The sequence below is a fragment of the Neobacillus notoginsengisoli genome, assembly GCF_003515685.1.
GTDB lineage: Bacteria > Bacillota > Bacilli > Bacillales > Cytobacillaceae > Bacillus_D > Bacillus_D notoginsengisoli.
In genome coordinates this window covers 1-25811 of sequence record NZ_QWEG01000008.1, presented here as the reverse complement: position 1 = coordinate 25811, position 25811 = coordinate 1, and the positions used below count along the sequence as shown (strand labels likewise).

24 protein-coding genes are annotated in these 25811 nt (G+C 47.2%); 5 read left to right on the top strand and 19 right to left on the bottom strand.

What is annotated here, in order from left to right; all coding sequences use genetic code 11:
• Nucleotides 1-109: 109 nt before the first annotated feature.
• The 7 genes from D1B31_RS13050 to D1B31_RS13020 all read right to left on the bottom strand — a co-directional run bounded on the left by D1B31_RS13050 (nt 110) and on the right by D1B31_RS13020 (nt 9034).
• A complete protein-coding gene (locus D1B31_RS13050) occupies nt 110-424 on the bottom strand; it encodes a magnetosome magnetite crystal formation protein family (RefSeq protein ID WP_118921240.1) in 315 nt (104 codons plus the stop codon).
• A 105-nt stretch (nt 425-529) separates the two neighbouring features.
• Nucleotides 530-1441 (bottom strand): ABC transporter permease subunit, encoded by a 912-nt coding sequence (locus D1B31_RS13045; RefSeq protein ID WP_118921239.1) that lies wholly within the window; start codon nt 1439-1441, stop codon nt 530-532.
• Complete coding sequence (locus D1B31_RS13040; RefSeq protein ID WP_118921238.1) at nt 1438-2388, bottom strand: ABC transporter permease subunit; 951 nt, start codon at nt 2386-2388, stop codon at nt 1438-1440. The genes D1B31_RS13045 and D1B31_RS13040 overlap by 4 nt, the downstream gene beginning before the upstream one ends.
• Nucleotides 2389-2607: 219 nt before the next feature.
• Complete coding sequence (gene uvrA / locus D1B31_RS13035) at nt 2608-5490, bottom strand: excinuclease ABC subunit UvrA (protein ID WP_118921237.1); 2883 nt, start codon at nt 5488-5490, stop codon at nt 2608-2610.
• Between the two features lie 7 nt (nt 5491-5497).
• Nucleotides 5498-7477 carry an excinuclease ABC subunit UvrB gene (gene uvrB / locus D1B31_RS13030; protein ID WP_118921236.1) on the bottom strand — a complete coding sequence of 660 codons (1980 nt, stop codon included), beginning with the start codon at nt 7475-7477 and terminating at the stop codon, nt 5498-5500.
• Nucleotides 7478-7924: 447 nt separating this feature from the next.
• A complete protein-coding gene (locus D1B31_RS13025; RefSeq protein ID WP_118921235.1) occupies nt 7925-8158 on the bottom strand; it encodes a CsbA family protein in 234 nt (77 codons plus the stop codon).
• A 30-nt stretch (nt 8159-8188) separates the two neighbouring features.
• Nucleotides 8189-9034 carry an STAS domain-containing protein gene (locus D1B31_RS13020; protein ID WP_118921234.1) on the bottom strand — a complete coding sequence of 282 codons (846 nt, stop codon included), beginning with the start codon at nt 9032-9034 and terminating at the stop codon, nt 8189-8191.
• Between the two features lie 173 nt (nt 9035-9207).
• Here D1B31_RS13020 and D1B31_RS13015 point away from each other — a divergent pair, with 173 nt between their 5' ends.
• Nucleotides 9208-10017 (top strand): YqjF family protein, encoded by an 810-nt coding sequence (locus tag D1B31_RS13015; protein WP_158587538.1) that lies wholly within the window; start codon nt 9208-9210, stop codon nt 10015-10017.
• A gap of 102 nt (nt 10018-10119) precedes the next feature.
• On the opposite strand, the gene D1B31_RS13010 is transcribed toward D1B31_RS13015, so the two are convergent.
• Nucleotides 10120-10980, bottom strand: a complete 861-nt coding sequence (locus D1B31_RS13010) for a YwqG family protein (protein ID WP_240035257.1) — start codon at nt 10978-10980, stop codon at nt 10120-10122.
• Nucleotides 10981-11167: 187 nt separating this feature from the next.
• The gene (locus D1B31_RS13005) at nt 11168-12628 is read right to left on the bottom strand and encodes a spore germination protein (RefSeq protein ID WP_118921479.1); all 1461 of its coding nucleotides are present in this window, start codon (nt 12626-12628) and stop codon (nt 11168-11170) included.
• Between the two features lie 197 nt (nt 12629-12825).
• Here D1B31_RS13005 and D1B31_RS13000 point away from each other — a divergent pair, with 197 nt between their 5' ends.
• Nucleotides 12826-13158: a hypothetical protein gene (locus D1B31_RS13000; RefSeq protein WP_158587537.1), complete on the top strand. Its 333-nt coding sequence runs from the start codon at nt 12826-12828 to the stop codon at nt 13156-13158.
• Between the two features lie 169 nt (nt 13159-13327).
• On the opposite strand, the gene speD is transcribed toward D1B31_RS13000, so the two are convergent.
• Nucleotides 13328-14224 carry an adenosylmethionine decarboxylase gene (gene speD / locus D1B31_RS12995; RefSeq protein ID WP_118921231.1) on the bottom strand — a complete coding sequence of 299 codons (897 nt, stop codon included), beginning with the start codon at nt 14222-14224 and terminating at the stop codon, nt 13328-13330.
• 268 nt (nt 14225-14492) lie between these two features.
• Here speD and D1B31_RS24870 point away from each other — a divergent pair, with 268 nt between their 5' ends.
• Nucleotides 14493-14954 (top strand): PCYCGC motif-containing (lipo)protein, encoded by a 462-nt coding sequence (locus D1B31_RS24870; RefSeq protein ID WP_275670719.1) that lies wholly within the window; start codon nt 14493-14495, stop codon nt 14952-14954.
• Nucleotides 14955-15168: 214 nt separating this feature from the next.
• A complete protein-coding gene (locus tag D1B31_RS12980; RefSeq protein WP_338036473.1) occupies nt 15169-15624 on the top strand; it encodes a PCYCGC motif-containing (lipo)protein in 456 nt (151 codons plus the stop codon).
• Nucleotides 15625-15699: 75 nt separating this feature from the next.
• Here D1B31_RS12980 and D1B31_RS12970 read toward each other — a convergent pair whose 3' ends face one another.
• From D1B31_RS12970 to D1B31_RS12955, 4 genes are all read right to left on the bottom strand, one after another.
• Nucleotides 15700-16020: a four-helix bundle copper-binding protein gene (locus tag D1B31_RS12970; RefSeq protein ID WP_192894781.1), complete on the bottom strand. Its 321-nt coding sequence runs from the start codon at nt 16018-16020 to the stop codon at nt 15700-15702.
• A 264-nt stretch (nt 16021-16284) separates the two neighbouring features.
• Entirely contained in the window at nt 16285-17223 is a 939-nt protein-coding gene (locus D1B31_RS12965; protein ID WP_118921225.1) for a F510_1955 family glycosylhydrolase, read from the bottom strand.
• Between the two features lie 27 nt (nt 17224-17250).
• Nucleotides 17251-18636, bottom strand: a complete 1386-nt coding sequence (locus D1B31_RS12960) for a 4Fe-4S binding protein (protein WP_118921224.1) — start codon at nt 18634-18636, stop codon at nt 17251-17253.
• Nucleotides 18602-18973 carry a hypothetical protein gene (locus D1B31_RS12955; protein ID WP_118921223.1) on the bottom strand — a complete coding sequence of 124 codons (372 nt, stop codon included), beginning with the start codon at nt 18971-18973 and terminating at the stop codon, nt 18602-18604. The genes D1B31_RS12960 and D1B31_RS12955 overlap by 35 nt, the downstream gene beginning before the upstream one ends.
• Before the next feature lie 300 nt (nt 18974-19273).
• On the opposite strand from D1B31_RS12955, the gene D1B31_RS12950 reads away from it, so the two are divergent.
• Nucleotides 19274-19858, top strand: coding sequence for a hypothetical protein (locus tag D1B31_RS12950; protein ID WP_118921222.1), 585 nt, complete (start codon nt 19274-19276; stop codon nt 19856-19858).
• Nucleotides 19859-20412: 554 nt separating this feature from the next.
• Here D1B31_RS12950 and D1B31_RS12945 read toward each other — a convergent pair.
• The 5 genes from D1B31_RS12945 to D1B31_RS12920 all read right to left on the bottom strand — a co-directional run bounded on the left by D1B31_RS12945 (nt 20413) and on the right by D1B31_RS12920 (nt 25396).
• Nucleotides 20413-22851 carry a heavy metal translocating P-type ATPase gene (locus D1B31_RS12945; protein WP_118921221.1) on the bottom strand — a complete coding sequence of 813 codons (2439 nt, stop codon included), beginning with the start codon at nt 22849-22851 and terminating at the stop codon, nt 20413-20415.
• Nucleotides 22852-22975: 124 nt separating this feature from the next.
• Nucleotides 22976-23182: a copper chaperone CopZ gene (copZ, locus tag D1B31_RS12940; protein WP_118921220.1), complete on the bottom strand. Its 207-nt coding sequence runs from the start codon at nt 23180-23182 to the stop codon at nt 22976-22978.
• Between the two features lie 179 nt (nt 23183-23361).
• A complete protein-coding gene (locus tag D1B31_RS12930) occupies nt 23362-23745 on the bottom strand; it encodes a metal-sensitive transcriptional regulator (protein WP_118921219.1) in 384 nt (127 codons plus the stop codon).
• A 117-nt stretch (nt 23746-23862) separates the two neighbouring features.
• Nucleotides 23863-24882 (bottom strand): YVTN family beta-propeller repeat protein, encoded by a 1020-nt coding sequence (locus D1B31_RS12925; protein WP_118921218.1) that lies wholly within the window; start codon nt 24880-24882, stop codon nt 23863-23865.
• Nucleotides 24872-25396 (bottom strand): hypothetical protein, encoded by a 525-nt coding sequence (locus tag D1B31_RS12920; protein WP_118921217.1) that lies wholly within the window; start codon nt 25394-25396, stop codon nt 24872-24874. The genes D1B31_RS12925 and D1B31_RS12920 overlap by 11 nt, the downstream gene beginning before the upstream one ends.
• Nucleotides 25397-25811 lie beyond the last annotated feature (415 nt).

The following is a 25811-nucleotide window of genomic DNA, read 5'->3' as shown; positions in this document are numbered from 1 at the left end:
TTGGCAAAATGACTCCGCCACCCAAGCATGTTTTCAATAACATTGCCGATTCTTACATTTTCTTAGTGAGGCATCGGAACCGTCCCCACGCTTCATTCGGGACACGAAATTAATTCTCCTGAAACACTTTAATCCCTTTAATGAGGTTCCAGATGACGACGGCCAAAGATAGGATTCCGTATGCCGCGAACCCGAGAAAAGCTACTGCCAGCCCGGCTGCCGATTCAGCGGAGGCGCTGAAAAAGAAAGCGAGCATCGCAATTGGAATTGCCGCGAATGGAAGCAGATGCGACCAAAAAGCACTTTTTGCATGGCTTTTCGTACCTGAATCTTCTGCCACGAAATAAACGACGATTGGAAACAGGAACGGGGCGAAAAAGATACTGAAATAACACAAACCTGACAGGACTTTCTTTGTATCCATACCATTTCCCCTCCTATCTCTGTTTTACGTACGGGTGAAGCAAAAAGTTTCAGCTTTTTTTCCTGCCGTATGAAAATCCTGCTGCCGAGATTGAATCTGACCCGCTTACAAATCATTCCTGACGGTTCTGTGCTTCGTTTCAAAATAACGCTGTACTCCACCGGCAAACAAGTTCAGGAACAGTAACGTCAGTCCGATAGCACCGATGGCCGACAATGGAACCCACCTGTATATCCGTACATCATCCAGAATCGTCATGAACAGCATGGGCCATGTTGGGGAGGTATTCACTACTTCATACCCCGATCCCCATTCATTCATCATGAATTTCATACTGATGAAAATATAGATAACTCCCATTTGGGCCAACAGAAACAGAACCCTGCCGATATCATTGATTACCAGTACAATAATATTTGGTATGACAACAGGCAGGTAATAATTCCTAAATAATCGATAAGGCGAGCAGCCAGATACAATTCCCGCCTCAATATACGGGCGTTTTTCAGTATCACGCAAGTGGGTATGGATAATTTCCGCTACCCGGCCGGTTTCAAGCAAGGCAAGGACGAGAATCATCCAGACCGGCCGCCAGTCTGAGAAAAAGATGAATGGCAGGCCGGAGAAAAATGAAACGAAAAAGATGGGTGGCATGAATGAAAAAAGCTGCTGCCAGCCATGCATAATTCCTTCCAAGACTTTCGAATAAAAACCCGCTACTGCCAAAGGAATCGCAAAAGCATATCGAAGCACGACTACACTCAGGACAATTTTCAACGTTTCCCCCGCCCCCATAATGAGCAGGCTGAGAATGTCTACCCCGTAACGATTGCTGCCAAGCGGATAGCCCTCCATTGGCGGAAAAGGCGGAAGGACAAATTTTCCCTCTTCCGTTTTGAACGCTCCTAGTTCCTTTAGTTCGGTATCAACAAATGGCCATGTTGGTCCTACTAAAGCCACAATCACCAACAAGATTAAAAAGAAAGCCCCTGTCCAAAGTCTCCAGTTTTTCTTCATAAAAGTTGATTCCTTTCAAGCGGATACAGCATGTTCTTTCCAATCTGGCTGGCTACTTTTGATAGAAAAATGACCGCTGTGAAGAGGAAGATATAGCCCGCGGCACTGAATAAATTGATTGGAAACTGGCTTTGGCCGACTGCAAAAGCATACGGCGATGCGACAGACTCATAAAAAAAGTAAGCCGCCCCACGGAAATTTGTCAATTTCTCGACAATGAACAGGTTTGAAAGTGTATAGAGCGTAATTGTATTTGTGTGGCTGAGAATTTTTGGATAGCAATTCTTTAAAACGTGTCGGTACAAAACCTCGAGGGAAGACGTCCCTTTTGAAAAAGCGGTCTTAATATAGTCCATTGCCTGCTCATCGCGGATGCTCGAAAAGGTTATGTTCGCGATATAGAAAACCGGATAAATGGTAAGATAAATAATTCCCAGAATTGTCGTACTGAGGGTATCGCTTCCGTAAACCTTCATGTACGGCAAAAGGCCCCATCCGTAGGCCGTCATAATTGCGATTTGAATGAAAATGATGAGAAACAAGTCCGGAATTGACATAAAAAACCTAGTGAGTGTTTCCCCAAAAATTTTCGTTTTCCTGTTCCGGATCCGATAATCGAACACACCCTTTGCCACCCCACCAAACAGGCCGATAATAAGAGCCGGAATCGTGATTTTCATGCTCTTCATAAACGTATTCCAGATGCTGTCGACCCGGGATTGCCCTTCCCTGACTTCGCCCAGTCCCTTGTTTTCTTTCACATATGTAAAAAAATCCTTGAATTGCGCTATATGTTTTTCGACCGAATAATCGTACTTTGACTCTAAAGAGTATTTCGAACCCGGCTCCAGGAAAATAATATCCCTTGGCAAAAATAGCAGCGCCAAAAAGATGGCCATGACGATTATCCATAGAATTCCCTGTCTAAAAATATATTTTATGATCAAAGCTGTTCCCCCTTTGGCCCGAATTCTCTTTCTTTACTGCTCGAGCTCTGTTTGAAATCTTTTACATATATTTTACATAAATTTCAGAATTGTTACAATTATAGAAAACCCTTCTCTTTTATAGACGAAAATTTTGCAAAAAAGTTCTTCGTGTGACGCCGGAAAATAAAAACGGGACTGCGCCCCTTTAAGAGTGCAATCCCGTTCCGTTTGAACTATTTACTTTGCTTTAGCTACTTCTTTTTCTTCCGCCTTAATCAGCTTTAGCATCCGATCGCGGTCCCGCTCAAGGATTGGCTTCAGATAGTGGCCGGTATGGGATCCTGGAGCTTCGGCAATCTGCTCCGGCGTCCCGGTTGCCACAATCGTACCGCCCTTGTCCCCGCCTTCCGGACCGAGGTCGACAATGTAGTCCGCGGCTTTGATGACATCGAGGTTATGCTCGATGACCAGGACGGTATCGCCATTTTCGACGAGCCGCTGCAAGACGTTCAGCAGCCTGGCGATGTCATCGACATGAAGCCCGGTTGTCGGCTCATCTAAAATATAGAACGACTTGCCATTTGAGCGCCTATGCAGCTCGGAAGCAAGCTTGACCCTTTGCGCTTCCCCGCCGGACAGTGTCGTTGCCGGCTGGCCAAGCTTGATATATCCTAGGCCGACATCGGCAATCGTTTTAAGCTTTCGGCTGATTTTCGGGATGTTGGCAAAAAACTCAACCGCATCTTCAACGGTCATGTCGAGGATGTCGGAAATATTTTTGCCTTTGTATTTGACTTCAAGCGTTTCGCGGTTGTAGCGTTTCCCGTGGCATACTTCGCACGGCACATAAACGTCTGGCAGGAAGTGCATCTCAATTTTAATAATCCCATCGCCTCGGCACGCTTCACAGCGGCCGCCTTTCACGTTGAAGGAGAATCGGCCTTTTTTATAGCCGCGCACTTTCGCTTCGTTTGTTGAGGCAAAAACATCACGGATGTCATCGAAAACGCCCGTATAGGTCGCCGGGTTGGATCTCGGTGTCCGGCCGATTGGCGATTGGTCGATGTCGATGACTTTCTCGAGGTTTTCAACACCCTTGATGCTCTTAAAGCGCCCCGGCTTCGCTTTTGCCCGGTGGAGCTTCTGAGCAAGCGATTTATGCAGTATCTCATTAATGAGGGTACTTTTGCCAGAGCCCGACACACCCGTGACGGCCATGAACACGCCGAGAGGGAACTTGACGGAAACGTTTTTCAGGTTGTTTTCAGAGGCGCCTTTTATTTCAATAAAGCGGCCATCCGGTTTTCTGCGCTCGATTGGGAGCGGAATGAATTTTTTGCCGGAAAGATATTGTCCTGTCAATGAGGCTGAGTCATTCATGACTTCTTCCGGTGTTCCAGCTGAAACAATTTCCCCGCCATGGACGCCAGCACCAGGGCCTATATCAATTAAATAGTCGGCAGCAAGCATTGTATCCTCATCATGTTCAACAACAATCAGCGTGTTGCCGATATCGCGCATGTTTTTCAGCGTGCCAATCAGCCGGTCATTGTCGCGCTGATGAAGTCCGATAGATGGCTCATCAAGGATATAAAGGACCCCGGTCAAACGCGAGCCAATCTGGGTCGCCAGCCTGATTCGCTGCGCTTCCCCGCCCGAAAGCGTTCCGGCAGCCCGGCTCAGCGACAGGTAATCAAGGCCGACATTGATTAAGAAACCGAGGCGCTCACCGATTTCCCTGAGGACGAGCCTGGCAATTTTCATTTCTTTTTCAGTTAAATTCAGCGTCTCGAAAAATTCATGTGCTTCCTCGACGGATAACTCGGTTAATTCGCCGACATGTCTCCCGGAAACGAGTACCGCAAGGCTTTCACGCTTCAGCCTGTAGCCCTTGCATGTCGGGCATGCATGCTGGGACATGTATTTTTCCATCTGCTCCCGGATCCAGTCCGAGCTAGTTTCCTTAAAACGGCGCTCAATATTTCGCAGCACACCTTCGAAAACAATATATCCTTCCTTTACTTGTCCGAAGTCATTGCGGTACTTGAAATAGACCTTTTTCCCTTCAGAGCCGTACAAAATACGGTCCAGTTTGCTTTTCGGCAGGTTCTTTACAGGAACGTCCATCTCAATGCCGTAATGATTACAGACCGCCTTAAGCAGCTGCGGGTAATATTGGGAGGAAACAGATTCCCATGCGGCAATCGCATTCTCATTTAAGGTTAGATCCTTATCTGGTATGACAAGATCCGGGTCGACTTCAAGCGTCGCCCCAAGCCCGTCACAATCAGGGCAAGCCCCGAACGGGCTGTTGAACGAAAACATCCTCGGCTCCAGCTCGCCAATCGAAAAGCCGCAGAGCGGGCAGGCGTGATGCTCGCTGAACAGCAGCTCTTCTTCGCCGATCACATCAATGACCACTTTTCCATCGCCAAGGCCCAGCGCGGTTTCAAGCGAGTCCGCAAGCCGGGCCGCGACGCCTTCCTTGACAACGACGCGGTCGACAACGACATCAATCGAGTGTTTCTTATTTTTTTCAAGCGTAATCTCATCGCTTAGGTCGAGCATTTCCCCGTTCACCCGGACGCGCACAAATCCCTGTTTCTTAATATCATCAAGAACCTGGACATGTGTTCCTTTCCTCCCGGACACAACCGGCGCAAGAATCTGCAGCCTCGTCCTTTCCGGGTATTCGAGGATCCGGTCAACCATTTGCTCAATGGTCTGTGAGGTGATTTCAATTCCGTGGTTCGGGCAGACAGGCCGGCCCACCCTGGCAAAAAGAAGCCTCAAATAATCATAGATTTCGGTAACCGTTCCAACTGTCGAACGCGGGTTCCGGCTCGTCGTTTTCTGGTCAATCGATATCGCCGGTGAAAGGCCCTCGATTGCATCGACGTCCGGCTTGTCCATTTGCCCAAGGAACTGGCGGGCATAGGCGGACAGCGACTCAACATAACGGCGCTGCCCTTCCGCATAAATCGTATCGAAAGCTAGCGAAGACTTTCCGGATCCGGAAAGTCCCGTCAGTACGACAAGTTTGTCTCTCGGAATGGTGACATCGATATTTTTAAGATTATGGGCTCTGGCGCCTTTTACAATCAGTTTATCCATCGCCATGTTGCAGTCATCCTTCCGCTTTCAGCTCTAATATCAGGTCACGAAGCTCGGCGGCGCGCTCGAAGTCCAGCGCCCGTGCGGCTTCCTTCATTTCTTTTTCCATATTCGCGATAACAAGCTCGCGGTCCTTTTTGGCCAGCTTGCTGAGTGATTGCGCTGGTGAATATGTTTCTGTATCCTCGGCGGCCTGGGTCGCCCGGATTGAATCACGAATTTCCTTTTGGATTGTCTTCGGCGTGATGCCGTGCTTTTCGTTGTATTCTTCCTGGATGGCGCGGCGGCGCTTCGTTTCTTCAATGGCAATCTGCATCGAATTCGTTATTCTATCCGCATACATAATGACATGGCCCCGTTCGTTCCTGGCAGCGCGTCCAATCGTCTGGATCAGCGAGCGTTCGGAACGGAGGAAGCCTTCCTTGTCGGCATCCAGAATGGCGACAAGCGACACTTCCGGAAGATCGAGCCCTTCACGGAGAAGGTTGATTCCGACAAGCACATCGTATTTGCCAAGCCGCAGTTCACGGATGATTTCAATCCGTTCCAGTGTCTTTACCTCTGAATGGAGATAATTGACCTTGATGCCGATTTCTTTCAAGTAATCGGTCAGGTCTTCGGACATTTTCTTCGTCAGCGTCGTAACAAGCACACGCTCGTTCCGCTTGACCCGCTCGTTGATTTCCCCAATCAGGTCATCAATCTGGCCTTCAATCGGACGAACATCAATCGTCGGATCGAGAAGGCCGGTTGGGCGGATGATTTGCTCGACCATTTCCGGTGTATGCTCAAGCTCATACGGCCCAGGAGTCGCCGAAACGGCAATCAGCTGGTTAATATGCTGCTCGAATTCCTCGAAAGTCAGCGGGCGGTTATCAAGCGCCGACGGCAGTCGGAAGCCGTGGTCAACCAGCACCTGCTTGCGCGCCTTGTCCCCATTAAACATACCCCTGATTTGCGGCAGTGTAACATGGGACTCGTCGGCGACGATCAGGAAGTCATCCGGAAAATAATCGAGAAGCGTGTACGGCGTCGACCCAGGAGGCCTTAATGTCAAATGGCGGGAATAGTTTTCAATGCCTGAGCAAAAGCCCATTTCCCTCATCATTTCGAGGTCATAGCGGGTCCGCTGCTCAAGCCGTTGTGCTTCGAGCAGTTTTTCCTCGGCACGGAGCTCCTCTAACCGCTCCTCTAGTTCTTTTTCAATATTTTCAATCGCAATCCTAAGCTTCGCTTCCCTCGTGACGAAGTGGGAAGCCGGGAAAATCGCGACATGGTTTCGCTCACCAATAATTTCGCCGGTCAGCGCATCCACCTCGCGAATCCGCTCAACTTCATCACCGAAAAATTCAACCCTGATGCAATGTTCATCTTTTGACACAGGAAAAATCTCGACGACATCGCCGCGCACTCTGAACGTCCCGCGCTTGAAATCGATATCGTTACGGGCGTACTGAATGTCGACAAGCTTATGAAGCAGCTTATTGCGCTCAATCTCCATTCCAGTCCTGAGGCTGAGCACCATTTCCCTATATTCTTCAGGCGAACCTAAGCCGTAGATGCACGAAACAGACGCAATGATAATCACATCGCGCCTTTCAAAAAGAGCTGACGTCGCCGAGTGGCGCAGTTTGTCTATCTCGTCGTTGATGCTCGCGTCTTTTTCAATAAAGGTATCCGTTGAAGGCACATAGGCTTCCGGCTGGTAATAGTCGTAGTAGCTGACGAAATACTCGACAGCATTGTTAGGAAAGAATTCCTTGAACTCACTGTAGAGCTGGCCGGCCAGTGTCTTGTTGTGGGCGATGACAAGTGTGGGCTTGTTCACTTCCTTAATCACATTAGAAACAGTAAACGTCTTTCCTGTCCCTGTCGCGCCGAGCAATGTCTGAATGCGCTTTTTCTTATATATGCCATCGACCAGCTGGGTAATCGCTGTCGGCTGGTCTCCTTGGGGTGTATATTTGGATACTAATTCGAATTGGTTCTTCATGTGCTGAACCTCCAATTAAATGAAACTTAAATACTTCGTAAAGTCCACGGCCACAGTTTACATACGCTTTTTTGCAAAATAACAGTCACACGATTGTCCGAAAATCTCATATGAACATTCTACCACAAAGCATATCTTACAAACCAATAATATACGAACAAATATTCGATAAAGTTTTAGGGTTTTCGCTCCTGTTTTGTCTATTCTAACCATCTTTCTGGCGAAACAACGTGGAGTGGGAGTGAAAGTCTTTGAATTCCGGATAAAATGAAAAAAGTCCGGATAACGTCACAAAGTTTCCGGATAACGCCACACATTTTACGGATAAAGCTAGCAATCAGCGATATAAACGAGTGGAATTCCCGAGTACGGATTAAATTTCGCCAAAAATAAAGCCCGCCGGAATGGTTTCCGGTCGGGCAGTTGATACGAACTATCGATGGACATTCACGTACTTTTCTCCGGCGGCTTCGGCATCAGCTTTGATGCTCCCCAGAAGCCGACCGTGAGCGAGAAGGCGTCGACGATGATCAGCCCCCAGCTATCGGTGTAGCCTTTGTAAGCAGATGCGGCAATCAGGGCGACGGTCAGGGCGAGCCCGATGACCCGGTTATAGGTGACCCGGGCGAAAAGCATGACTGCCAGCCCCGGCAGGAAGAAAGCAGATAAATATTGAATCACCTTTTACACCCCTCTTTCATCTGTGAACCGTCAGTTTTGCCAGTGGATTTTTTCCAGTGCGGCAGCCAGGTCTGTCTCAAAATCAGTGTTATCAAAAGTAATGCCAAGCGCGACGGCAGCCTGAGCGACCTCTGGCCTGATGCCGGAAAGTGTCGCGTTGATGCCAATCAGATTGAGCCCTTTAATCAGCTTTGATAACTGGCAGGCAACAGCCGTATCCATAGCCGGCACGCCAGACAGGTCGATCACAAGCTGGCTAAGCCGCATCGCTGTGCTTTGAGTCAGGACAGACTCCATAATCGCTGTCGCGCGGTCGAGATCAATTTCGCCGATGAGCGGCAGGACGCCGGTGCCTTTCGTGACCGGAATGACCGGCGAACTCAGCTCGGAAATGATTTTTTCTTTTTCTGAAATGATGTCATTGTTTATTTCATAGAAGTGTCTTGAGAATAGATCAATCACCATCTCAAAGGCAAAATTGATTTTATTCGTCCATCTGAATACACACTCGATGCCGACAGAGTCATGTTGCTCCCTGGCAAATCTTTCGATGAAATGCATGATGACGCTTCTGAAGACCCCGAATTGTTCAAGGACATAGTAAAGCGGAACATTCGAGTTTGCCCTGTCCTCGGAAACAGCCCGCGTCCACGGAATGATTCCTTTCTTGAACGTCTCTTCATCCTCTATGAAAACTTCTGTAATTTTTTCATTAAAAAGCGCATTTTGGTCACGGAGCTTCCTGACAAGCTCAGGGGAAGCGTCGCTTGAGTAAAGTGAACCAGCCTTTGAATCGCGGCGGCTGAGCCATTCTTCTGTCATATTCTCTGAATGGGAAAGTAAATATTGATATAAAGCCTCGTCTAATTCTCTCATATTTCCTCCCGTTTTCTATATGTAATTTACTATTCTATCATAACCGATAAAATGGGAAAATGCATATTCTCCGCTGAATAAAAAAACCTCTCCCGCAGGGGTGGACTACATGAATGCAGGGTATGGATAGAAAAAGAGTGATTCTGAGAATAGCTATGAACGGAGGTCTATCAATGGAAGATTTGCTTAAGGAGACCGGACACAGGCCCTATCCTTTGCCGGATGCGCCGTGGCTGATGACCCAGACATGGGAGAACCTGTTGTTTCTTCACTGGCCGGTTGACGCTGAACTTGTCAGGCAACACGTGCCTGCTGAGTTGGAGCTTGATACATGGGATGGCTCGGCATGGATTTCGATTTCCCCTTTTCAGGTGAAGCACCAGCGTTTCCGGCTTCTTCCGGAAATCCCGATGCTGAATGAGTATCTCGAGCTCAACGCCAGGACGTATGTAAAACGGAACGGCAAGCAGGGCATCTGGTTCTTTTCTCTAGACGCAAACCTGGCGCCAGCTGTGTTCGCGGCGAACGGGCTGTTAGGGCTGCCCTATAAACATGCGGAGATGAAGTTTGAAGAAGTGGAGCCCGACGAACCTGGCGCGTCCGCAAACATGGAAAATAAGAATATGTCCCGAGAGCGTATCCCCATTTTTGCTAAAAGGAAAAAGGGCTTCCGGTTTACGAATGAGCGGATAAATGCGGAGGACGGCTTCGGCCGGTTCGACATCACCTTCCGGCCTGTATCGGGTGCCAGTTTGACAAGGCCTGGGACGCTGGAGCACTGGCTGGTCGAGCGCTACTGCCTGTTTACGGTACGGGACGGCAAGGTGCTGCGAGGCGATATCCACCATCTGCCCTGGGACGTTTCCGATGGCGAGGCAGTCGTGTCCATTAATTCGATGAGCCCTGTTGCTTTGTCCGGTGAGCCGCGGTTGCAGTACTGCGAATCGAAGAAGGTGCTGATGTTCCCGTTTGTAGAAGATTAAATGCCTTTTTGGGCAAAAGCGGACAACCCGCACGGCGGCTGAATCATTCATTTTTCGGACCAGGCCACACGTGCGGGTTTCGTTTGTTTTCGCTGTGGGATTTCAGCAGCAATCCCAGTTATATAGCACGTTTTGAAAGTTTCGATTTCGTAAATCCTCTTCTCTTATGAAGAAATTGGCAACGCCACAGTCACCGAACATGAGGCCGATTTCATCGTCCGTGTCCGCCTGGAAGAGAAGGATTTCGGGGTCCCCTTTCTCGCGTGGATCCATTTGAGTAAAATACGGATAACCGCCAATCCGGTGGCCTTCCGCCGCGAGTTCCTCAGTATATAATTCCAATAAATCCTCATATTTTTTATGATTAATAGGCTTGGAGAGATCTGCATCAAGCAACTCTTCAAAGCGGAAATCACCATTAGAAACGGGCGACGCAATGAGCTCAAACTTCATCCTTCCTTCTTCTACAATAGATTCATAGTCGTCCCCAAGGTCTGGGATGTAGGAAAAATCCGTTATAAGCTCAGACTCTTCAACAACCTTTTCATGGAAGACAATCCGAAAGTTCTTTTGCGAATAAGGATCATCAAAGTCAAGGCCGTACATATCATCAACCGGCGACAAATAAAATTGAAGAATGCCGGTTTTAGGCATTGCCTCAATATGCGGTACTTCACTGAAATTGATCTGGGCGAACAACGCCATGTAATGATTATGCTCATCTTTTGGATGTGTGCACTCTTTCGGCATGTAGGGCTGCCCTCCAAATTTGCTTTGAGTAAGCGAGGTTTCCCCTTTTTCAGTCGTAATCCTGACGCACGGCTTTACAGTCTTATCAATTTCGCTTCTGTAAACCTCTAGTTCCTTTGGCAGCTTGAGTGCTGGATGAATCATATTTTCCCGGCCTCCCTTTTCCAATTGTTCGAGCGAATCTGGCTGATAATCCCAGTTTATCACACTCATTTTGGAAGGGAGTAGTCTCATCTATCGGGGAGCCTCGTTTTGAGGGATAGCTGCCGCAAATCCAAGCCTTGCGCGACAGCTAAGCACCATTCCCGCAATTCTCTGTCGCGATCGCCTTTTTGGCCAGGAAACCCATTCGCAATCCCATATTATAAAGTTATTTAGACAGGAATGGGCTTCTCCTTTTCTACCGGTCCGGATCCTTTGGCTGCAGGATTTTCGGCCTTCTGTGCTTAAGCGGGATCGGCGACCGGAACACCACGTCCTTGAAAGCCCTTGCCTCAAAAGGAAGGAACGGCCATAGATACGGAACGCCGAAGCTTTTCATCCGCGCTAAAAAAAGGATGACGAGTGCGAAGCCGACGACGAGCCCGAGCGTATGGAACAGAGATGTCGTGATGAGTAAAAACAGGCGAATAAGCCTGTTGGCGAGGCTCAGCTCATAGCTTGGTGTGGCAAACGTTCCGATTGCGGCCAGCGCCAAGTAAAGGATGACTTCGTTCGTCAGAAGACCAACTTCAACGGCGACCTGCCCAATCATCAAAGCTGCGACAAGCCCAAGCGCTGTCGCAAGCGAAGTCGGCGTATGGATGGCCGCCATCCGCAGCATATCAATCCCTATTTCCACCATAAAAAACTGGAGGAACAAAGGAATTTTGCCGGGATCATTCGGCCCGATGAATTTCATGTTCCCAGGAACGAGGCTCGGATCGATCACGAGCAAGTACCAAAGCGGCAGCAAAAACAGCGAGGCCCACACCGCCACAAATCGAACCATCCTTAAGTAGGCGCCAACAACCGGTTTGTTCCGGTATTCTTCGGCGTGCTGGAGATGGTCCCAATACGTTGTCGGGGTAATGATGACACTCGGCGAGCCGTCGACGAGGACGCACACATGGCCTTCATATAAATGGACCGCGGCGGTGTCCGGCCGCTCCGTATAACGGACGGCGGGAAACGGGTTCCAGTGTTTCCCGGTAATGAACTCCTCAACCGTTTTCTCGGCCATCGGCAGACCGTCGGTATCAATGGCGGACAATTTATCCTTTATGCGCGAAACCAAATCATTGTCGGCAATATCTTCTATGTAACAGACAATCATATCGGTTTTCGAGCGGCGGCCGGCCTGGATGTATTCCATCCGAAGAGTCCTGTCGCGGACACGCCTTCTAATCAGGGCCGTGTTAAAAACAATCGTTTCAACAAAGCCATCACGCGAGCCGCGGACAACCCGCTCCGTATCAGGCTCCTCAGGTCCCCTAACCGGATACGTCCGGGCATCGATTAAAATGATTTCCGATTCGCCGTCCACGACGAGCGCAGTCGGGCCGGCGAGAACCGTATCAGCGGCCTTGTCAAGATCCGCTGTCGATTCGAGTTCAATATAAGGAATGTATGCTTTCATCATTTCTTTGATGGTTACGTCCTTGAGCTGCTCCTGTTTCAGGTTCGCCATGAATTTCAGGAGCAAATGGAGCATATCGTCCTTGACGAGTCCATCAATCATGAATAGCGCCATTTTACGGCCGGCATATTCCACTTCAAGGTGAATGACATCGAAGTTTTTTTCAACCCCAAGCTCTCTTTTCAAAAAGTCCGCATTCGCCTCAAGACTTGTACTTACTTTATTCTTTATTTCCGTTTGCATTTTCGCCTCAGCCCCATTTGGCAAAATAGTTTCCAAAATCTACATCTCATCATAGCCATTAAGAAGGACATTCATACTTTTTAGAGCACGCATATTTGTTGGAAAATTCTAAAAATCAGGCATGAAGTTATATTTTTTGTGGTAAAATTAGGAGAGAAAACCTGTTGCGGGAGGGGATGAACATAAGTCGAAAATCCGTGAAGAAACCTCTGGTGCTTGTTGCCGTTGCCACGATCCTCCTCTATTCGTTTATTTTTCTGCCATATGAAAATCCCGAAAAGTTTGAAGGTTTCCCTGTTCCGCGGTTTGCAAAGGTGGCCACCGAAAAGAACATGGTCACGACCTATGACTGGTCCCATGCTTCAGAGGAAAATGGCCTGCCCTTTACATACCTCCTCAGGATTAAGCTCGCCGGCTGGAAAGCCGTTACGCGCGAGGGGGCTATGACCGTGTACAGTAAAAACGGGCGTGAAATTGAAGTGACGTCTTTAACCGATTATCTTGGGGTAGCGGAGCGGGAATCCGAGTAGTGAAGCTGCTCCTCATCCACACTTTGGATGACAACAAACCCAAGTTTCGAACGTTTGTTGTCACCCATCCGGCACTTGAGTGACAGCAATTGGGGTTTGCCCCAACGCCCATCTCTTCAATCAACGTAGTTAAAAATCAACCTTAAAAGAAAAGACCGGTCCGGAATCCTTATTCAGGCTCCGAATCGGTCTTTTTCTTTTGCACTTCAGATTCTAGGTTATCGCGAAACGCTTTCGCGGCATTTTTGTCAAAACTGCCCTGGTACATATTTTTGCCATAAAAAATCTCGTCCATTTCCCATTTAATGCTTTCCTCGATTTCCTGGCGCTGTTCCTCGGTCAGTTTATCCTTTGTGTAGCCAAACAGGTAATTGTTCAAATCAAAATCGCGGAGCTTACATTTCGTATGGAAAATGTGTTCCTGGTACACATTCACATCAATCATTTGGTACCGGTCGATGACCTCGTCCGGTATATAGTTCTGAATCGATGAAATCTCATGGTCGATGAACAGCTTGTAGCCTTCTTTATCCCGCGTGAAACCTCGCACGCGGTAGTCCATCGTCATCACGTCTGTCTCAAATGAATGAATCAAGTAATTGAGCGCTTTCAGCGGCGAAATTTCCCCGCACGTGGAAACATCGATATCGGCGCGAAAGGTGCTGATTCCCTCATCCGGATGGTACTCGGGATACGTATGCACCGTGATGTGGCTTTTGTCGAGCGCGATCGTCACGTTGCTTGGCAGCGGCCCGGGCGATTCCTCGAATACTTCGTTCGGCACCTCGACAACCGGCCCTTCCGACACAAGCATTGTCACACTCGCACCTTGGGGCACGTAATCCTGCTTCGCCACATTCAGCACATTCGCGCCAATGATATCCGCAACATGTTTCAGAATTCTCGTCAGGCGATCTGCATTATACCGCTCATCTATATACTCTAGATACGCCTCCCGCTCCTCCTTCGTCTGCGTATAGCAAATATCATACATATTAAAACTCAAGCTCTTCGTCAGATTATTGAACCCATGCAGCTCCACCCGCTGCTGCGGTGTAAAATCCATGATGCCATCCCCCTTCACATTCCGTAAATATTGTTATAATACCCCAATCTTTTCTCAAAAAAACAGCAGGTGGACGGCACCTCCTCCGGGACGTGTTAATCATGGCTCGGTTCGGCGCGGTGTATCTATACACTACGTATTCAGTCTCGTTCTGGTGCAAGGCCTATATTACATCCCATTTGCTGTCACAAAACGTTTGAAATAAGTAAGGTTTCCAACATCCATTCCTTGTTAAAATAGGTTTATCAATAAGAGAGGGAGAAGGGCTATGAAGTATACGAAGTTGTTGTTGCTGGTGTTGGCGATTTTGGCCATTGGCATCATCTCGGCCTGCAGTTCGAATTCGGCAAAAACCGATGAGCTGAAGCTTGACAAGAAGCATGCCGCTTTGCCGGATTATGTGCTGGCAACTCCTAAAATGGTTCAGGAAACATATGTAATGGCCGGGGAATATCCTGCAGTGCTGGCCTCCGTACCGTGCTATTGCAGCTGCGGCGTCGGCTCTGGCCATAAGAGCAATCTTGATTGTTTTGTAAAAGGCATGGGAGATCATAATGCAGTAACCGAGTGGGATCCCCACGGCACCGCTTGAGACATTTGTGTCAACATCGCCCGGGAGGCGGTACAAATGAAGCAAGATGGTAAAGGCATGAAGGAAATCCACGAAAAAATCGTTGATAAATACTCCTCCTATGGAGAAGGAACACCAACACCGGTTCCCTCCAATTAATTTTATAACTGGCCTCTCCATTGCAGGAGGGGCTTTTTTAGCAAAAATAAGGGGCTATTTGTTCGAAATTCCTTAACCTTTTCTCGATACTTTCTGCACATTTCTCCCCCATTATTAAGATTAGGAATAGTCATCATAGCTGACTCACGGCAACATCCCAACCAAACTTGTTCCGTGGCCATGTCCGTTAAACAACTTATAAAAGGAGAGGCAAATGAAACGATCAAGATTCTTGTTGCTAATAATGGCGATTCTTGCAATCGGTATTATTTCTGCCTGCAGCTCTTTGGATACTGCAAATCTAGAGCTAGATCAGAAGCACTTGGCCCTGCCAGATTATGTAACCAATTCTCCAAAGAAAGTGGAAGAGACTTATCTATTAGCCGCACAATATCCTGAAGTGCTTGAATCAGTTCCATGCTATTGTGGATGTGGCGCTGAATCAGGCCATGAAAACAACCTTGACTGCTTTGTTGTTGATATGGATGATAATCAAGCTGTAACCGAATGGACACCGCACGGGACTGCCTGAGACATCTGTGTCAATATCGCCCGTGAGGCGGTAATGTTGAAACAAAACGGCAAAGACCTGAAGGTAATCCACGAGAAAATCGTTGACCATTATTCTACATTCGGTGAAGGGACGCCAACACCCGCACCGAAAAATTAAGGTTCATTCATTTGACGTAAATGAAAAGCATTCGCGGGACTTTCTGCCGCGAATGCTTTTTTAATTCTCATGCCGTTAGGCAACCATTTTCCGGCACACCTCGGCACAGCGGAAACAGGCCTCGGCACACTTCCGGCAATGGTCGTGGTGGCTGTGCTTCTGGCACTCCTCCCCGCAGGCCTGGCAAATCTCGGCGCACAAGGCGATGATTTGTTTTGCAAAAGGAGAATTGGACTGCATGGCTTTTATTGCAAAAGCGCAAATATCCGCACACTCCCTATCCATCCTGATGCAATCGGCCATCATCTTGACATCTTCTTCACGCAGGCAGGCATCATAGCAAGAATTGCATGCCTCCATGCATTCGAGACAGGCATCAATGCACTCCTGATACATTTGATTTACCACCGTGATTTCACCTCCCTTTTCGGGCTATTTTATACTGTTACCCACACCCAAAGGAGGTAAACTGCAGCTCTTATCCTAATAAATTTGTAACATAAAGCAGGATCGGCTCAGCATACAATGCGGTTTCTTCCCAGAGGGTTCACCTAAATCTGAACTCAAAAAAGCCAAGGCATCGGTCCTTGGCTTTTTTGAGGATTGGTAAAGATATTTCGAAGGCCGACTGGGCCCACGGTGTCCTTGCTCTTTGCGTTCTTACTGGACAACTCCCTTGTCCATGAGCGGTGTCCAATTTTCTCCCCCATTATCTGTAGCGAACACACTATTTTCAAATGTGGAAATGGCAATTTTTTTCGAATCCTTTGGGTTGACCCCAAAGTAAGCTACCGCATCCTGGCCAAGGTCAAATCCCTTGTTTTCCCATGTTTGGCCATTATCCGCACTTGTCATGATTCCGGCTTCCTGGTTTGTAATCGAGTAACCGATCAATTCCTTCGTGTCAGGCAATACGCCAAACGCAGTGATTAAGCGAGACTGGTCGAACATCCCCCATGTCATGCCACCATCTTCAGATTTAAGGATTCCAGCATCTGTTCCTGCCAACAGGATGTTCTCATCATTTGGCATTGACACAATTGAGTAAATCGTATGCAAATCCTGAGGGAGACCCGTCGATTTCAGAAGTTCCCAGTCTTTGCCCTTATTAGTACTCTTATAAATTCCTGCTTTGTAATTGCCGCTATCCATCTGGTTGATACCGTAAATGACATCTGGATTGCTAAAGTTTGACGAAAGGATGTGGAAGTCCACTTTTCCGAGCAGTGAGATTGGTTCCCATTTCTCGCCGTTATTCTTGCTGACCATGAAACCGAGAGGATTTGGCAGGTTGGAAGCCTTCCCAGGGTGCCCGCTGCTAATCATCGTCCCATCGCTCATCACATTGTAGCCCATGAAATCAAAGTCATAGTTCCCTTTCATCGTCCATTTTTGTCCGCCATCTGTAGCCAGCATTCCTTCATGTGTGGCAATATAAATGTTCTGATCTTCCGAATAGGCAACACCGTGAAGGTGCTCCGCCTTAAATCCTTTACTGACTTCAATTGCTTCTGATTTTCCTTTGGATGAAGCAGAACTACATCCGGTAATGACCAGGCCTAAAGTTAACACTCCTGCAAGTACTGTTATTTTTTTCATTATGTTGATTCCTCTTTCTTTTTTTAGTTATACCCTGTGGCTCATTGGCAGAGAGAATAAATAGATATTTATAACTGCAAGCAGCAGCATCAGGCCATAGATTGGCAGCATGCCCTTGATTTTGGAGTTGCCTCCCATTTTATAAACCGTGAGCATCGAGCCGAAAAATCCAATTGCAATGACGGCATATTGCAAAAGTTGTACCGCCGATGTTGGCATAAGCGCCAGGCTGCCGGGATATGTTTCAAACCCGAACAGAGCGATAGAATTGTACCAGATCGCTTTTCCTTCTGTGATGACATGGAAAAGATTGTGGCCCAGGTGTCCGGCAAGGTCCAACGGAATAATCGCATAGCCGAAACGGATAAAATTCCGTTTGACAGTATCAGCCATGCCCATTCTGTTTGCCAGCTTCGCCGTACCAAGGAGAAGTAAAATCGGAAGTGCCATTGATATCACATAAGCGATTGAAAAATTAATCACATAACTGTTTGTGCCCGTCATATTTCCGATCGCAGCCAGGATTTCTCCCCATATCTCAAGCATTGTAATGTTTTGGACAAAAACAATTCCCATTATGACCGCGGCCAATGCGGCATGTTCCAATTTCGGGTTCTTAATGAACCATAATTCCTTCGTTGGTTTTCGGAAAGACAGCCTGATGGAGTCATTCGGGCAGTTTTTAATGCAATTCGCGCATACATTACACTCCGCGCTTGAGTCCATTGTTCGGACAAACTGAAACATCGGGCAGCCTTCCGCTTTGTCGCTTCCTTTAAAACAAGATTGCGATTTGCATGTTTTGCAAATTTCAGGCGTTCCCCTCAGCTCAAGTGACCCAGCCCGCGAATAGTTTCCTGCGAGGCCGCCAAGGAAGCAGAGCGTTTTGCAAAAAGTCCGCCTTTCATAAAACACCGATGTGCCAACCACCATGGTGACTAGAACGAGTAACAGGTAACCAGACCCTCTTGGTGACTCGACAATTCCCCAGACATGGTCGCTGAAGGTAATCATAATGAAGAAAAGGTCGATCATCCAAATCCCGTATTTTTTTAGAAATTTAGGCATCGGCCTTTCACTTCCAACAAGCTTCCTGACAATGTCGCTCAGTTTTCCAAATGGGCAGATCGCACACCAAAAGCGGCCAAGTGCGATGAACAGAATCGGAATAATTGGCCACCAGAGAACCCACGTCATCGTTGTTCCGAAATTCTTTGACGGATTAACGGTTCCTGCAACCAGCTCGAATACGATATAGGAAAAGACCATAATGACAATCCATTGGAAAATGCCAGGATACCACCGGCTTTGCATGAACTTCTTAATCAAGGGTATGGAAAGCAGGTTAAACGGCTGGGCTATAGCTTTCTCGTCTGCTTTAGGCACAGGGAGGTTTTTTTCTGGGATTGCCATGTTTTTCACCATTCCTTCTGAACCGTTTATTCCAGATGCCAATGAAAATAAAGGAGAGATTTATACCACCGAAAGTCCCAAGGATCTTCATGTTCGGTGGAGTTTCCACAACAGGGCCGTGGCTATGCCCCCCTGCAGAACCGCTTCCATCATGGTTGTGTGTCCCACTAACTTTGCTGCCGTTCCCCTGATCGGATAATCCATTTCCACCATTCCTGAATTTCTGGGCCGCATTCAGAACATCCTGATTGCCGCTTTGCCCTTGGTGGGCAGAGGCGATTGGATTAAATGACAGAATTATAACCAAACCCAATAATAAAGATAACCACTTCTTCATTTCTTCACCTCCGCTGCCTGCGACTGTTTGCTTCATAGGTACAATGTAAACCTAATTTGTGCAGATTCTTTGCGTTTTTTATGCCGATATTGTGGATATGAATGAAAAATCGCTAATCTTCATTTTTCTGTAAAAATTCGAGTTTACAATCGTTATTCATATGAATTTAGAGCGAAGAAAATTTAGTCTGCAAATTTCTCGGAAACAGTGCGTCACTTTTTCTATCACAATAAGCTTTCAAAAAATCAATGTATGTCCTCCCTGAAGGTTTCATATGAATAGACCGAGGTGGTGAAAGCTATGTCCATGCATTCTCTGTTTGTTTTATTTTCGCTTAGCGGTGCCGTTATTGTTTCGTCAGTAATCTCCTGGAAACTAAAGCACCAGCTCGGACATTCTGAAGGAATGGCCATTACGATGCTTTTGGGCATGCTGATAGGCCTGGCCGGAGGGACCGCATTTGGTTCCATTTTCCAAGGAAACTTGTATGCTTCTACTTTATATTCAATCCTGTTTGGTGCTGTTGCTGGCACGGCAGTTGCTCCGTCGTTAGGGTTGATGGCGATACTCGAAGGCTTTGCGGGCGGGTTGATGGGCGGCATGATGGGCGCAATGCTTGGGGAAATGATTTCTCCTGTTGAATCTATAAAACTCGTTAACATTCTTCTTGCGTTAACCTTTTGTTCGCTGCTATTGTTTGCCGTGCTATCTTCAAGATCCGATAAGGAAGCTTTCATCCCTTCAAAAGGGTGGTTCATGAAGCCTTTTATCACTTTTCTTCTAATTTCCGGAGTATTGATAGGGGGTACGCAGGCTGCGAAGTATATGGATCATAAGAAGGCATATGAGCAAGTGGAAAAAAGGCAGGAGGAACATAACCACTGAGATGGAAGTTTCAAAATATTTTAGATAGCTATATAGGTTGTACTAGAGATTTTCTTTTCAAGATGAATCTTGGTTGATTTTCGCTTCACAAAGGAAAGCTTCTGAGAATAATCATCGCAGGGACACAAAGGAAAGCTCCAAGGAATTTGCATCGCAGAGACAGGCGATCTTTGCCTGTCTCGAGGCGGTTTTTGCCTGTCACGAGGCACTTCGCTTTCCGCGGGGCGTCAGTGGAGCCTCCTCGGCGCCTTGGCGCCTGTGGGGTCTCCACCTTGCCGCATCCCGCAGGACATACAGCTTCCCCGAATAGGCTTTGCACGAAGAAAATGCGATAGCACAAAGGAAAGCTTCTGTGAATCCTCATCGCACGAAATTATGCGTTAGCATAATTGAGGATTTTCGAGGAGTCTTCGTGCCTTCCGCTTCAATCAACTTACTTTCTTGGCTAATTTTGTAAAAATTAAGTTCAACCTATATATTCATCTTAATTCATTTGCATAACACCAAAAAAGCAGGCTCCTTCAATACAAAGAGCCTGCTTCCCTTTTTCTATTTTACAGCTTAACTTTTTGGAGCCTTAAAGCATTCAACACTACAGAAACCGAACTGAATGCCATTGCCGCACCTGCGAGCCATGGTGCGAGGAAACCAAGCGCCGCAATCGGAATGCCGAGCGTGTTATAGCCGAAAGCCCAGAACAGGTTCTGCTTAATATTCCGGATTGTCAGCTTGCTCATGAAAATCGCATCGGCAATACTGTTCAAATCGCCGCGAATCAGCGTGATGTCCGCCGCTTCCATCGCGACATCGGTTCCAGTGCCAATCGCCATGCCGATATCGGCAACCGCGAGGGCAGGCGCGTCATTGATGCCGTCGCCGACCATGGCGACTTTTTTCCCAGCCGCCTGCAGCTTTTTCACTTCTTCTGCTTTGCCCTCAGGAAGAACTTCGGCAATCACATTATCGATGCCCGCTTCAGCCGCGATTGCCAGGGCGGTCTGCCTGTTGTCGCCAGTGATCATGATGACCTCAAGCCCAAGCTCCTTCAGGCGTTTCACCGCTGTCTTCGATGTATCCTTTATCGTATCGGCAACGGCGACGATGCCGGCAACTTCCCCGTCAACAGCAAACAGCATCGCTGTTTTGCCTTCCCGTTCAAGCTCTTCCATTTTTGCAAAAGCGGCCTCCGCCTTCACGTTGAATTTCGCCATCAGCTTGCGCGTTCCCGCAAGCAGTTCGCGGCCGCCAACAGTCGCTTTAATTCCGTAACCAGGTATCGCTTCAAACGACTCAACCGGTTGCAATCCGATTCCTTTTTCCTGAATCCCCTGGACAATTGCCTGGGCGAGCGGGTGCTCAGACTGTTTTTCCGCGGCGCCGACAAGTGCGAGCAGTTCCGCCTCTTCAAGCGCGCCGGTCACAATGACGTCGGTTAAAACTGGCTCGCCGTTCGTGACCGTCCCGGTTTTATCCAAAATCACCGTTGTGATCCGGTGGGTCTGTTCAAGGTGCTCGCCACCTTTAAAGAGGATGCCATGTTCCGCCGCCCGGCCCGAACCCGCCATGATCGATGTCGGTGTCGCGAGTCCTAGCGCACATGGGCAGGCGATTACCAAAACAGCAATCATATTTTCAAGCGCCTCGGCAAAGTTGCCGGGTGCAGCCCAGAAATACCAGATTAGAAACGTTACGACCGCAATCCCGACAACAATCGGAACAAATATACCGGAAATTTTGTCCGCGAGCCGCTGGATCGGAGCCTTGGAGCCCTGCGCCTCTTCTACGACCTTAATAATCTGCGCAAGCGCAGTATCCTTGCCGACCTTCGTGGCTTCTATTTTGATAAAGCCATTCTTATTAATGGTTGCGCCGATAACTCCGTCGCCGACTGTTTTATCGACAGGGACGCTTTCCCCGGTCAGCATAGACTCATCAATCGCTGAGAGCCCTTCGACAATTTTGCCATCGACCGGAATTTTATCGCCAGGTTTTACATGAATAATATCGCCGACAAGCACTTCCTCAAGCGGAACTTCCACTTCAACGCCATTCCGCTCGACAATCGCTGTCTTCGCCTGAAGGCCCATCAATTTCTTAATCGCTTCCGACGACCGGCCTTTCGCCTTTGCTTCAAACAGCTTGCCAAGGATAATCAGTGTGATCAGCACCGCGCTCGTTTCAAAATAAAGCTCAACGGTGTGCGCATTACTTCCAAGAGAAGCAATAGCAAGATAAAGACTGTAAAAATAGGCGGCCGATGTGCCGAGAGCGACAAGGACATCCATGTTTGCACTGCCGTTTTTAAGGGCTTTGTAGGCGCCGACGTAAAATTGTCCGCCGATGTAAAATTGGACGGGTGTTGCCAATAAAAACTGCACCCACGGATTCATGAACGCATCTGGAACATATATAAATGATGTAAACGAAAAGTGTCCAACCATGGACCAAAGGAGCGGCAAAGAAAGAATCATTGAGAAGATAAATTTTTTCGTCTGCCGTTTGATTTCCTGTTGGCGATGGTCCGCAGTTTCCTGATTGCTCTGTTCTTCTTTCAAAATGGCTCCGTACCCGAGTGCCTCAACCTTCTTGATAATATCGCGGTCGGACAGGACAGACGGATTGTATTCAACCGTCGCTTTTTCGAGCGCCAAGTTGACGGACGCTTTCGATACGCCCTCCATTCTGTTCAATCCCTTTTCAACCCGGGTGGAGCAGGCCGCGCACGTCATGCCGGTAATGTCAAATTCCTTCTTCTCGGCGATGACATCATACCCGAGGTCACGCACCTTCTTTTCAAGCGCTTCGACGTTTGTGACAGCCGGGTCGAATTTGACCGCCGCACGTTCGAGGGCTAAATTGACACTCGCCTCCTCGACCCCGTCCATCCGCTTCAAACCTTTTTCAATCCGGATAGCACAGGCGGCGCACGTCATGCCGGTAATTTGCATGGTTGTTTCTTTTTGAGCAGTTGCTGCTGCTGTTGCTTGGCTCATATTCCTCAACTCCCGATACCCATAAGGGGTATATTTTGTTGAAAAAAGGAACGTGCCAGTCTAGCCGGACACGTGCCTTTTAAGCGGAAAACTTTTTAAAAAAGTGCTTTCCGCAAAATTTCACTTAAACGATGTCGTAACCCTGGTCCTCGATCGTTTCCTTGATCTTGTCAAGCGTGACAGAATCGTTCTTATACTCGACTGCTACTGTTTTTTCCTTAAGGTCAACTAGGACGCGCTCAACACCATCAAGCTTTCCAACGCTTCCTTCAACTGCTTTGACGCAATGGCCGCAAGACATACCTTCTACATTCAATAGAGCTTTTTCCATAAGAGAATTCCCCTCTCAAAATAAAGTTGTCCCGCATTAACGGGCAGTAAGCCCCCCCACCCCATAATTCTGATTATACGAAGCAGATAGGTGGGGGACCAACTGCCCGTAAAAGCCCGATTGGTTCATCTAACAATCAGTGGGGCAGAGAAAAATCCCCCCTGATTGTAAGATTCACTTTATTTTTTCATAAGTCTTTGGATGGTCACAAGAAGCTCATCAATCACTTCGTCGTCGCCTTCCTGGATTCTTTCTATAACGCAACTTTTCATATGGCCTTCAAATAAAATTTTCGCGACAGAATTCAAGGCTGCCTGCGTGGCGGAAATCTGTGTAATGACATCATCGCAATACGTATCCTTTTCAATCAGGCCCTTAATGCCCCGGATTTGCCCTTCAATTCGGTTTAATCTCGTGATGAGATTGCTCTTCGTCTTTTCCGAATGATGGCTTTTCCGGACCGAGTCTTCATGGCAGCAATGATGTTCAGATGATTCCTCATTTTGGCGGCCCTGGCTTGTATTTGTTGCAGATACCAGCTCTTCAGGATTCAAAAGATCCATTCCATCGCCTCCCTGCTTAAAATATACTATACCCCCTCATGGTATGCAAGTAACTTTTTTTGTCTTTTTTGTGAATGTTTCAATTCACTTATGATTATAGTGAAGTGCAACGCCCTTTCATTTGGCAACGGAAAAACTGATTTCATGAGGCGTTCTCCCCACTGGGATTTTCTTTATTACTTTTAAACTTTCCGCATCCACTACCGCCAGATCATTTGAATCCTTATTTGTAATATATAACTTGTTTGAATTCGGAACAAAGGAAACATGATTCGCCGTCTTCCCGACAATTGTTTTCCCGATAATTTTATTATTACTTAAATCAACTTTGACAATGTCATTTGATCCCCTATTCGATGCGTATAAAAATTTCCCATCCAGCGAAAGGGCAAGGCCATGTGTTCCTTCACCAGTATGAATCGTTTTAATTTGTTCCCTTTTCTTAATATCCAAAATGGATACCGTTCCGTCTATAACATTTGCTACATACAAATATTTATCATCCTTCGAAGGTTCCACTTCATTCGGAATCGTTCCAACAGGAATAGTAGCTATAATTTCCAGCGAATTTGTCTCAATCAGTGTAATATCGTTCGACATAACATTGGATACGTATGCCAAGCTCCCATCACGGCTGAAATCAATATGGGCGGGACTCTTTGATGTTGTTTGTATTTGTTTTGCTATCTCATTCTTCTTTGTGTCAATCACTGTAATATAATTGAATTCCATTCCTTCTTTTAAATCCCCGCTTGCCAAAAACAAATAGTTCCCGTTGGGGGTTATATCAATTCCATGCAGGTTTTTACCGGTTTTAATTTTTTTCTTCACCTTCCCATTCTTCGCATCAATTACAAATAATTCACCTTTCTTATAGTTCCCGGCATATACCCATTTCCCATCCTTGCTCGCCTCTATTCCATCCGACAGAGTTTCAGCAACTTTCATTGTTTCTATGACTTTGTCCTTTTTGGTATCAATCACAGATATTGTTCCATCATCTACATTGGGAACATAGGCCAGCGGAATTTCCTTCACACTTTTATTAAGAACAATGAACAAAAGCAATCCGGCCGTAACTGCGGTGAGGAAGAATATTAATTTTTTGTTCAGCGTTGCTCCCCCCTTATTGGACATTCATGCCCCTCAATTCATCCTGTTTCCAAAAGAAACGTTTTTCCGGAATATTACCGATATCCTTCAACACTAGTTTAAGGTCCTTGTCCAAAGATACCGTCCCAGTCCAGACAAGCATTCCCTTCATATGATGTGAATCCTGCCCATCTGTTTTCCATTCAAAACTTGCTGGGAGCTCCTTGCCTCCGGAACTGATTGTGGCCATTTCAGCCAAATTATATTGAGATAAATCTACAGAGTGCGTGTTCATTAAAATTTCAAAGGTAAGTTTTCCATCGCCGCTTTCTTCAGGTAAAATTGAAGCTCTGATTGTAACCGCACCCTGGGCATCTGTTTTTGACAACGGGCTTTCTGTTCCCTGAACATCTGGTCTTTGTTCATTTGATTCCTGAACCCGCTGTGCAATTGCCGTTTCCGGCCCCTCTTGACCTACGTTGTTGTTAAGCAGCATAATCCCCAGCCCTATGGCGGCAATAGCCGCTATTATCAATGCAGTCACTTTACTAATGCCCACATGTATTCCTCCAATGGTTTCGTTTTTATATTTCCAATGCTAAAAGGCAAGTGTGGAGAAATCATCAAGAAAGTGTTACAACTATGTGCCAATAATAAAATGAGGAATGCATTTATAAATATGGGGTAAATAAAATAGGCTACCCATTATAAAAAAATTGTCGAAAAACCCGGAAGAAAGGATGGTACATGAATGAAAAAAAATATATTTCTCAGAGGGATTGTCTCTATACTTGCAATTTTTTCCCTATCAGCATGCGCGGGACAGGATAATAATGCAGCAGAAAAAGTAGAGTAGAAAACAGGAATTAGACTTTGCCCTTCTTGTCCTCGGGTTTCAGGGTGTTCCACCTTACTAAGCCAGACAAGTGGGCAAGTCCTTTTCCTGTTCCCCCTCATCAAACCGTACGTGAGGT

Excerpts from the sequence above, each read along its gene's own strand:
- D1B31_RS13010 (WP_240035257.1), bottom strand. The coding sequence starts at position 10,980 with ATGAGTGTGATAAACTGGGATTATCAGCCAGATTCGCTCGAACAATTG.
- D1B31_RS12955 (WP_118921223.1), bottom strand. The coding sequence starts at position 18,973 with ATGAAGAAGTGGTTATCTTTATTATTGGGTTTGGTTATAATTCTGTCA.
- D1B31_RS12945 (WP_118921221.1), bottom strand. The coding sequence starts at position 22,851 with ATGAGCCAAGCAACAGCAGCAGCAACTGCTCAAAAAGAAACAACCATG.
- uvrB (WP_118921236.1), bottom strand. The coding sequence starts at position 7,477 with ATGAAGAACCAATTCGAATTAGTATCCAAATATACACCCCAAGGAGAC.
- D1B31_RS13005 (WP_118921479.1), bottom strand. The coding sequence starts at position 12,628 with ATGCAAACGGAAATAAAGAATAAAGTAAGTACAAGTCTTGAGGCGAAT.
- D1B31_RS13020 (WP_118921234.1), bottom strand. The coding sequence starts at position 9,034 with ATGAGAGAATTAGACGAGGCTTTATATCAATATTTACTTTCCCATTCA.
- speD (WP_118921231.1), bottom strand. The coding sequence starts at position 14,224 with ATGGATTTTACACCGCAGCAGCGGGTGGAGCTGCATGGGTTCAATAAT.
- D1B31_RS12965 (WP_118921225.1), bottom strand. The coding sequence starts at position 17,223 with ATGAAAAAAATAACAGTACTTGCAGGAGTGTTAACTTTAGGCCTGGTC.
- copZ (WP_118921220.1), bottom strand. The coding sequence starts at position 23,182 with ATGGAAAAAGCTCTATTGAATGTAGAAGGTATGTCTTGCGGCCATTGC.
- uvrA (WP_118921237.1), bottom strand. The coding sequence starts at position 5,490 with ATGGCGATGGATAAACTGATTGTAAAAGGCGCCAGAGCCCATAATCTT.
- D1B31_RS12970 (WP_192894781.1), bottom strand. The coding sequence starts at position 16,020 with ATGTATCAGGAGTGCATTGATGCCTGTCTCGAATGCATGGAGGCATGC.
- D1B31_RS12930 (WP_118921219.1), bottom strand. The coding sequence starts at position 23,745 with ATGGATCTTTTGAATCCTGAAGAGCTGGTATCTGCAACAAATACAAGC.
- D1B31_RS12950 (WP_118921222.1), top strand. The coding sequence starts at position 19,274 with ATGTCCATGCATTCTCTGTTTGTTTTATTTTCGCTTAGCGGTGCCGTT.
- D1B31_RS12925 (WP_118921218.1), bottom strand. The coding sequence starts at position 24,882 with ATGTCCAATAAGGGGGGAGCAACGCTGAACAAAAAATTAATATTCTTC.
- D1B31_RS13045 (WP_118921239.1), bottom strand. The coding sequence starts at position 1,441 with ATGAAGAAAAACTGGAGACTTTGGACAGGGGCTTTCTTTTTAATCTTG.
- D1B31_RS13050 (WP_118921240.1), bottom strand. The coding sequence starts at position 424 with ATGGATACAAAGAAAGTCCTGTCAGGTTTGTGTTATTTCAGTATCTTT.
- D1B31_RS12960 (WP_118921224.1), bottom strand. The coding sequence starts at position 18,636 with ATGGCAATCCCAGAAAAAAACCTCCCTGTGCCTAAAGCAGACGAGAAA.
- D1B31_RS13015 (WP_158587538.1), top strand. The coding sequence starts at position 9,208 with ATGGAAGATTTGCTTAAGGAGACCGGACACAGGCCCTATCCTTTGCCG.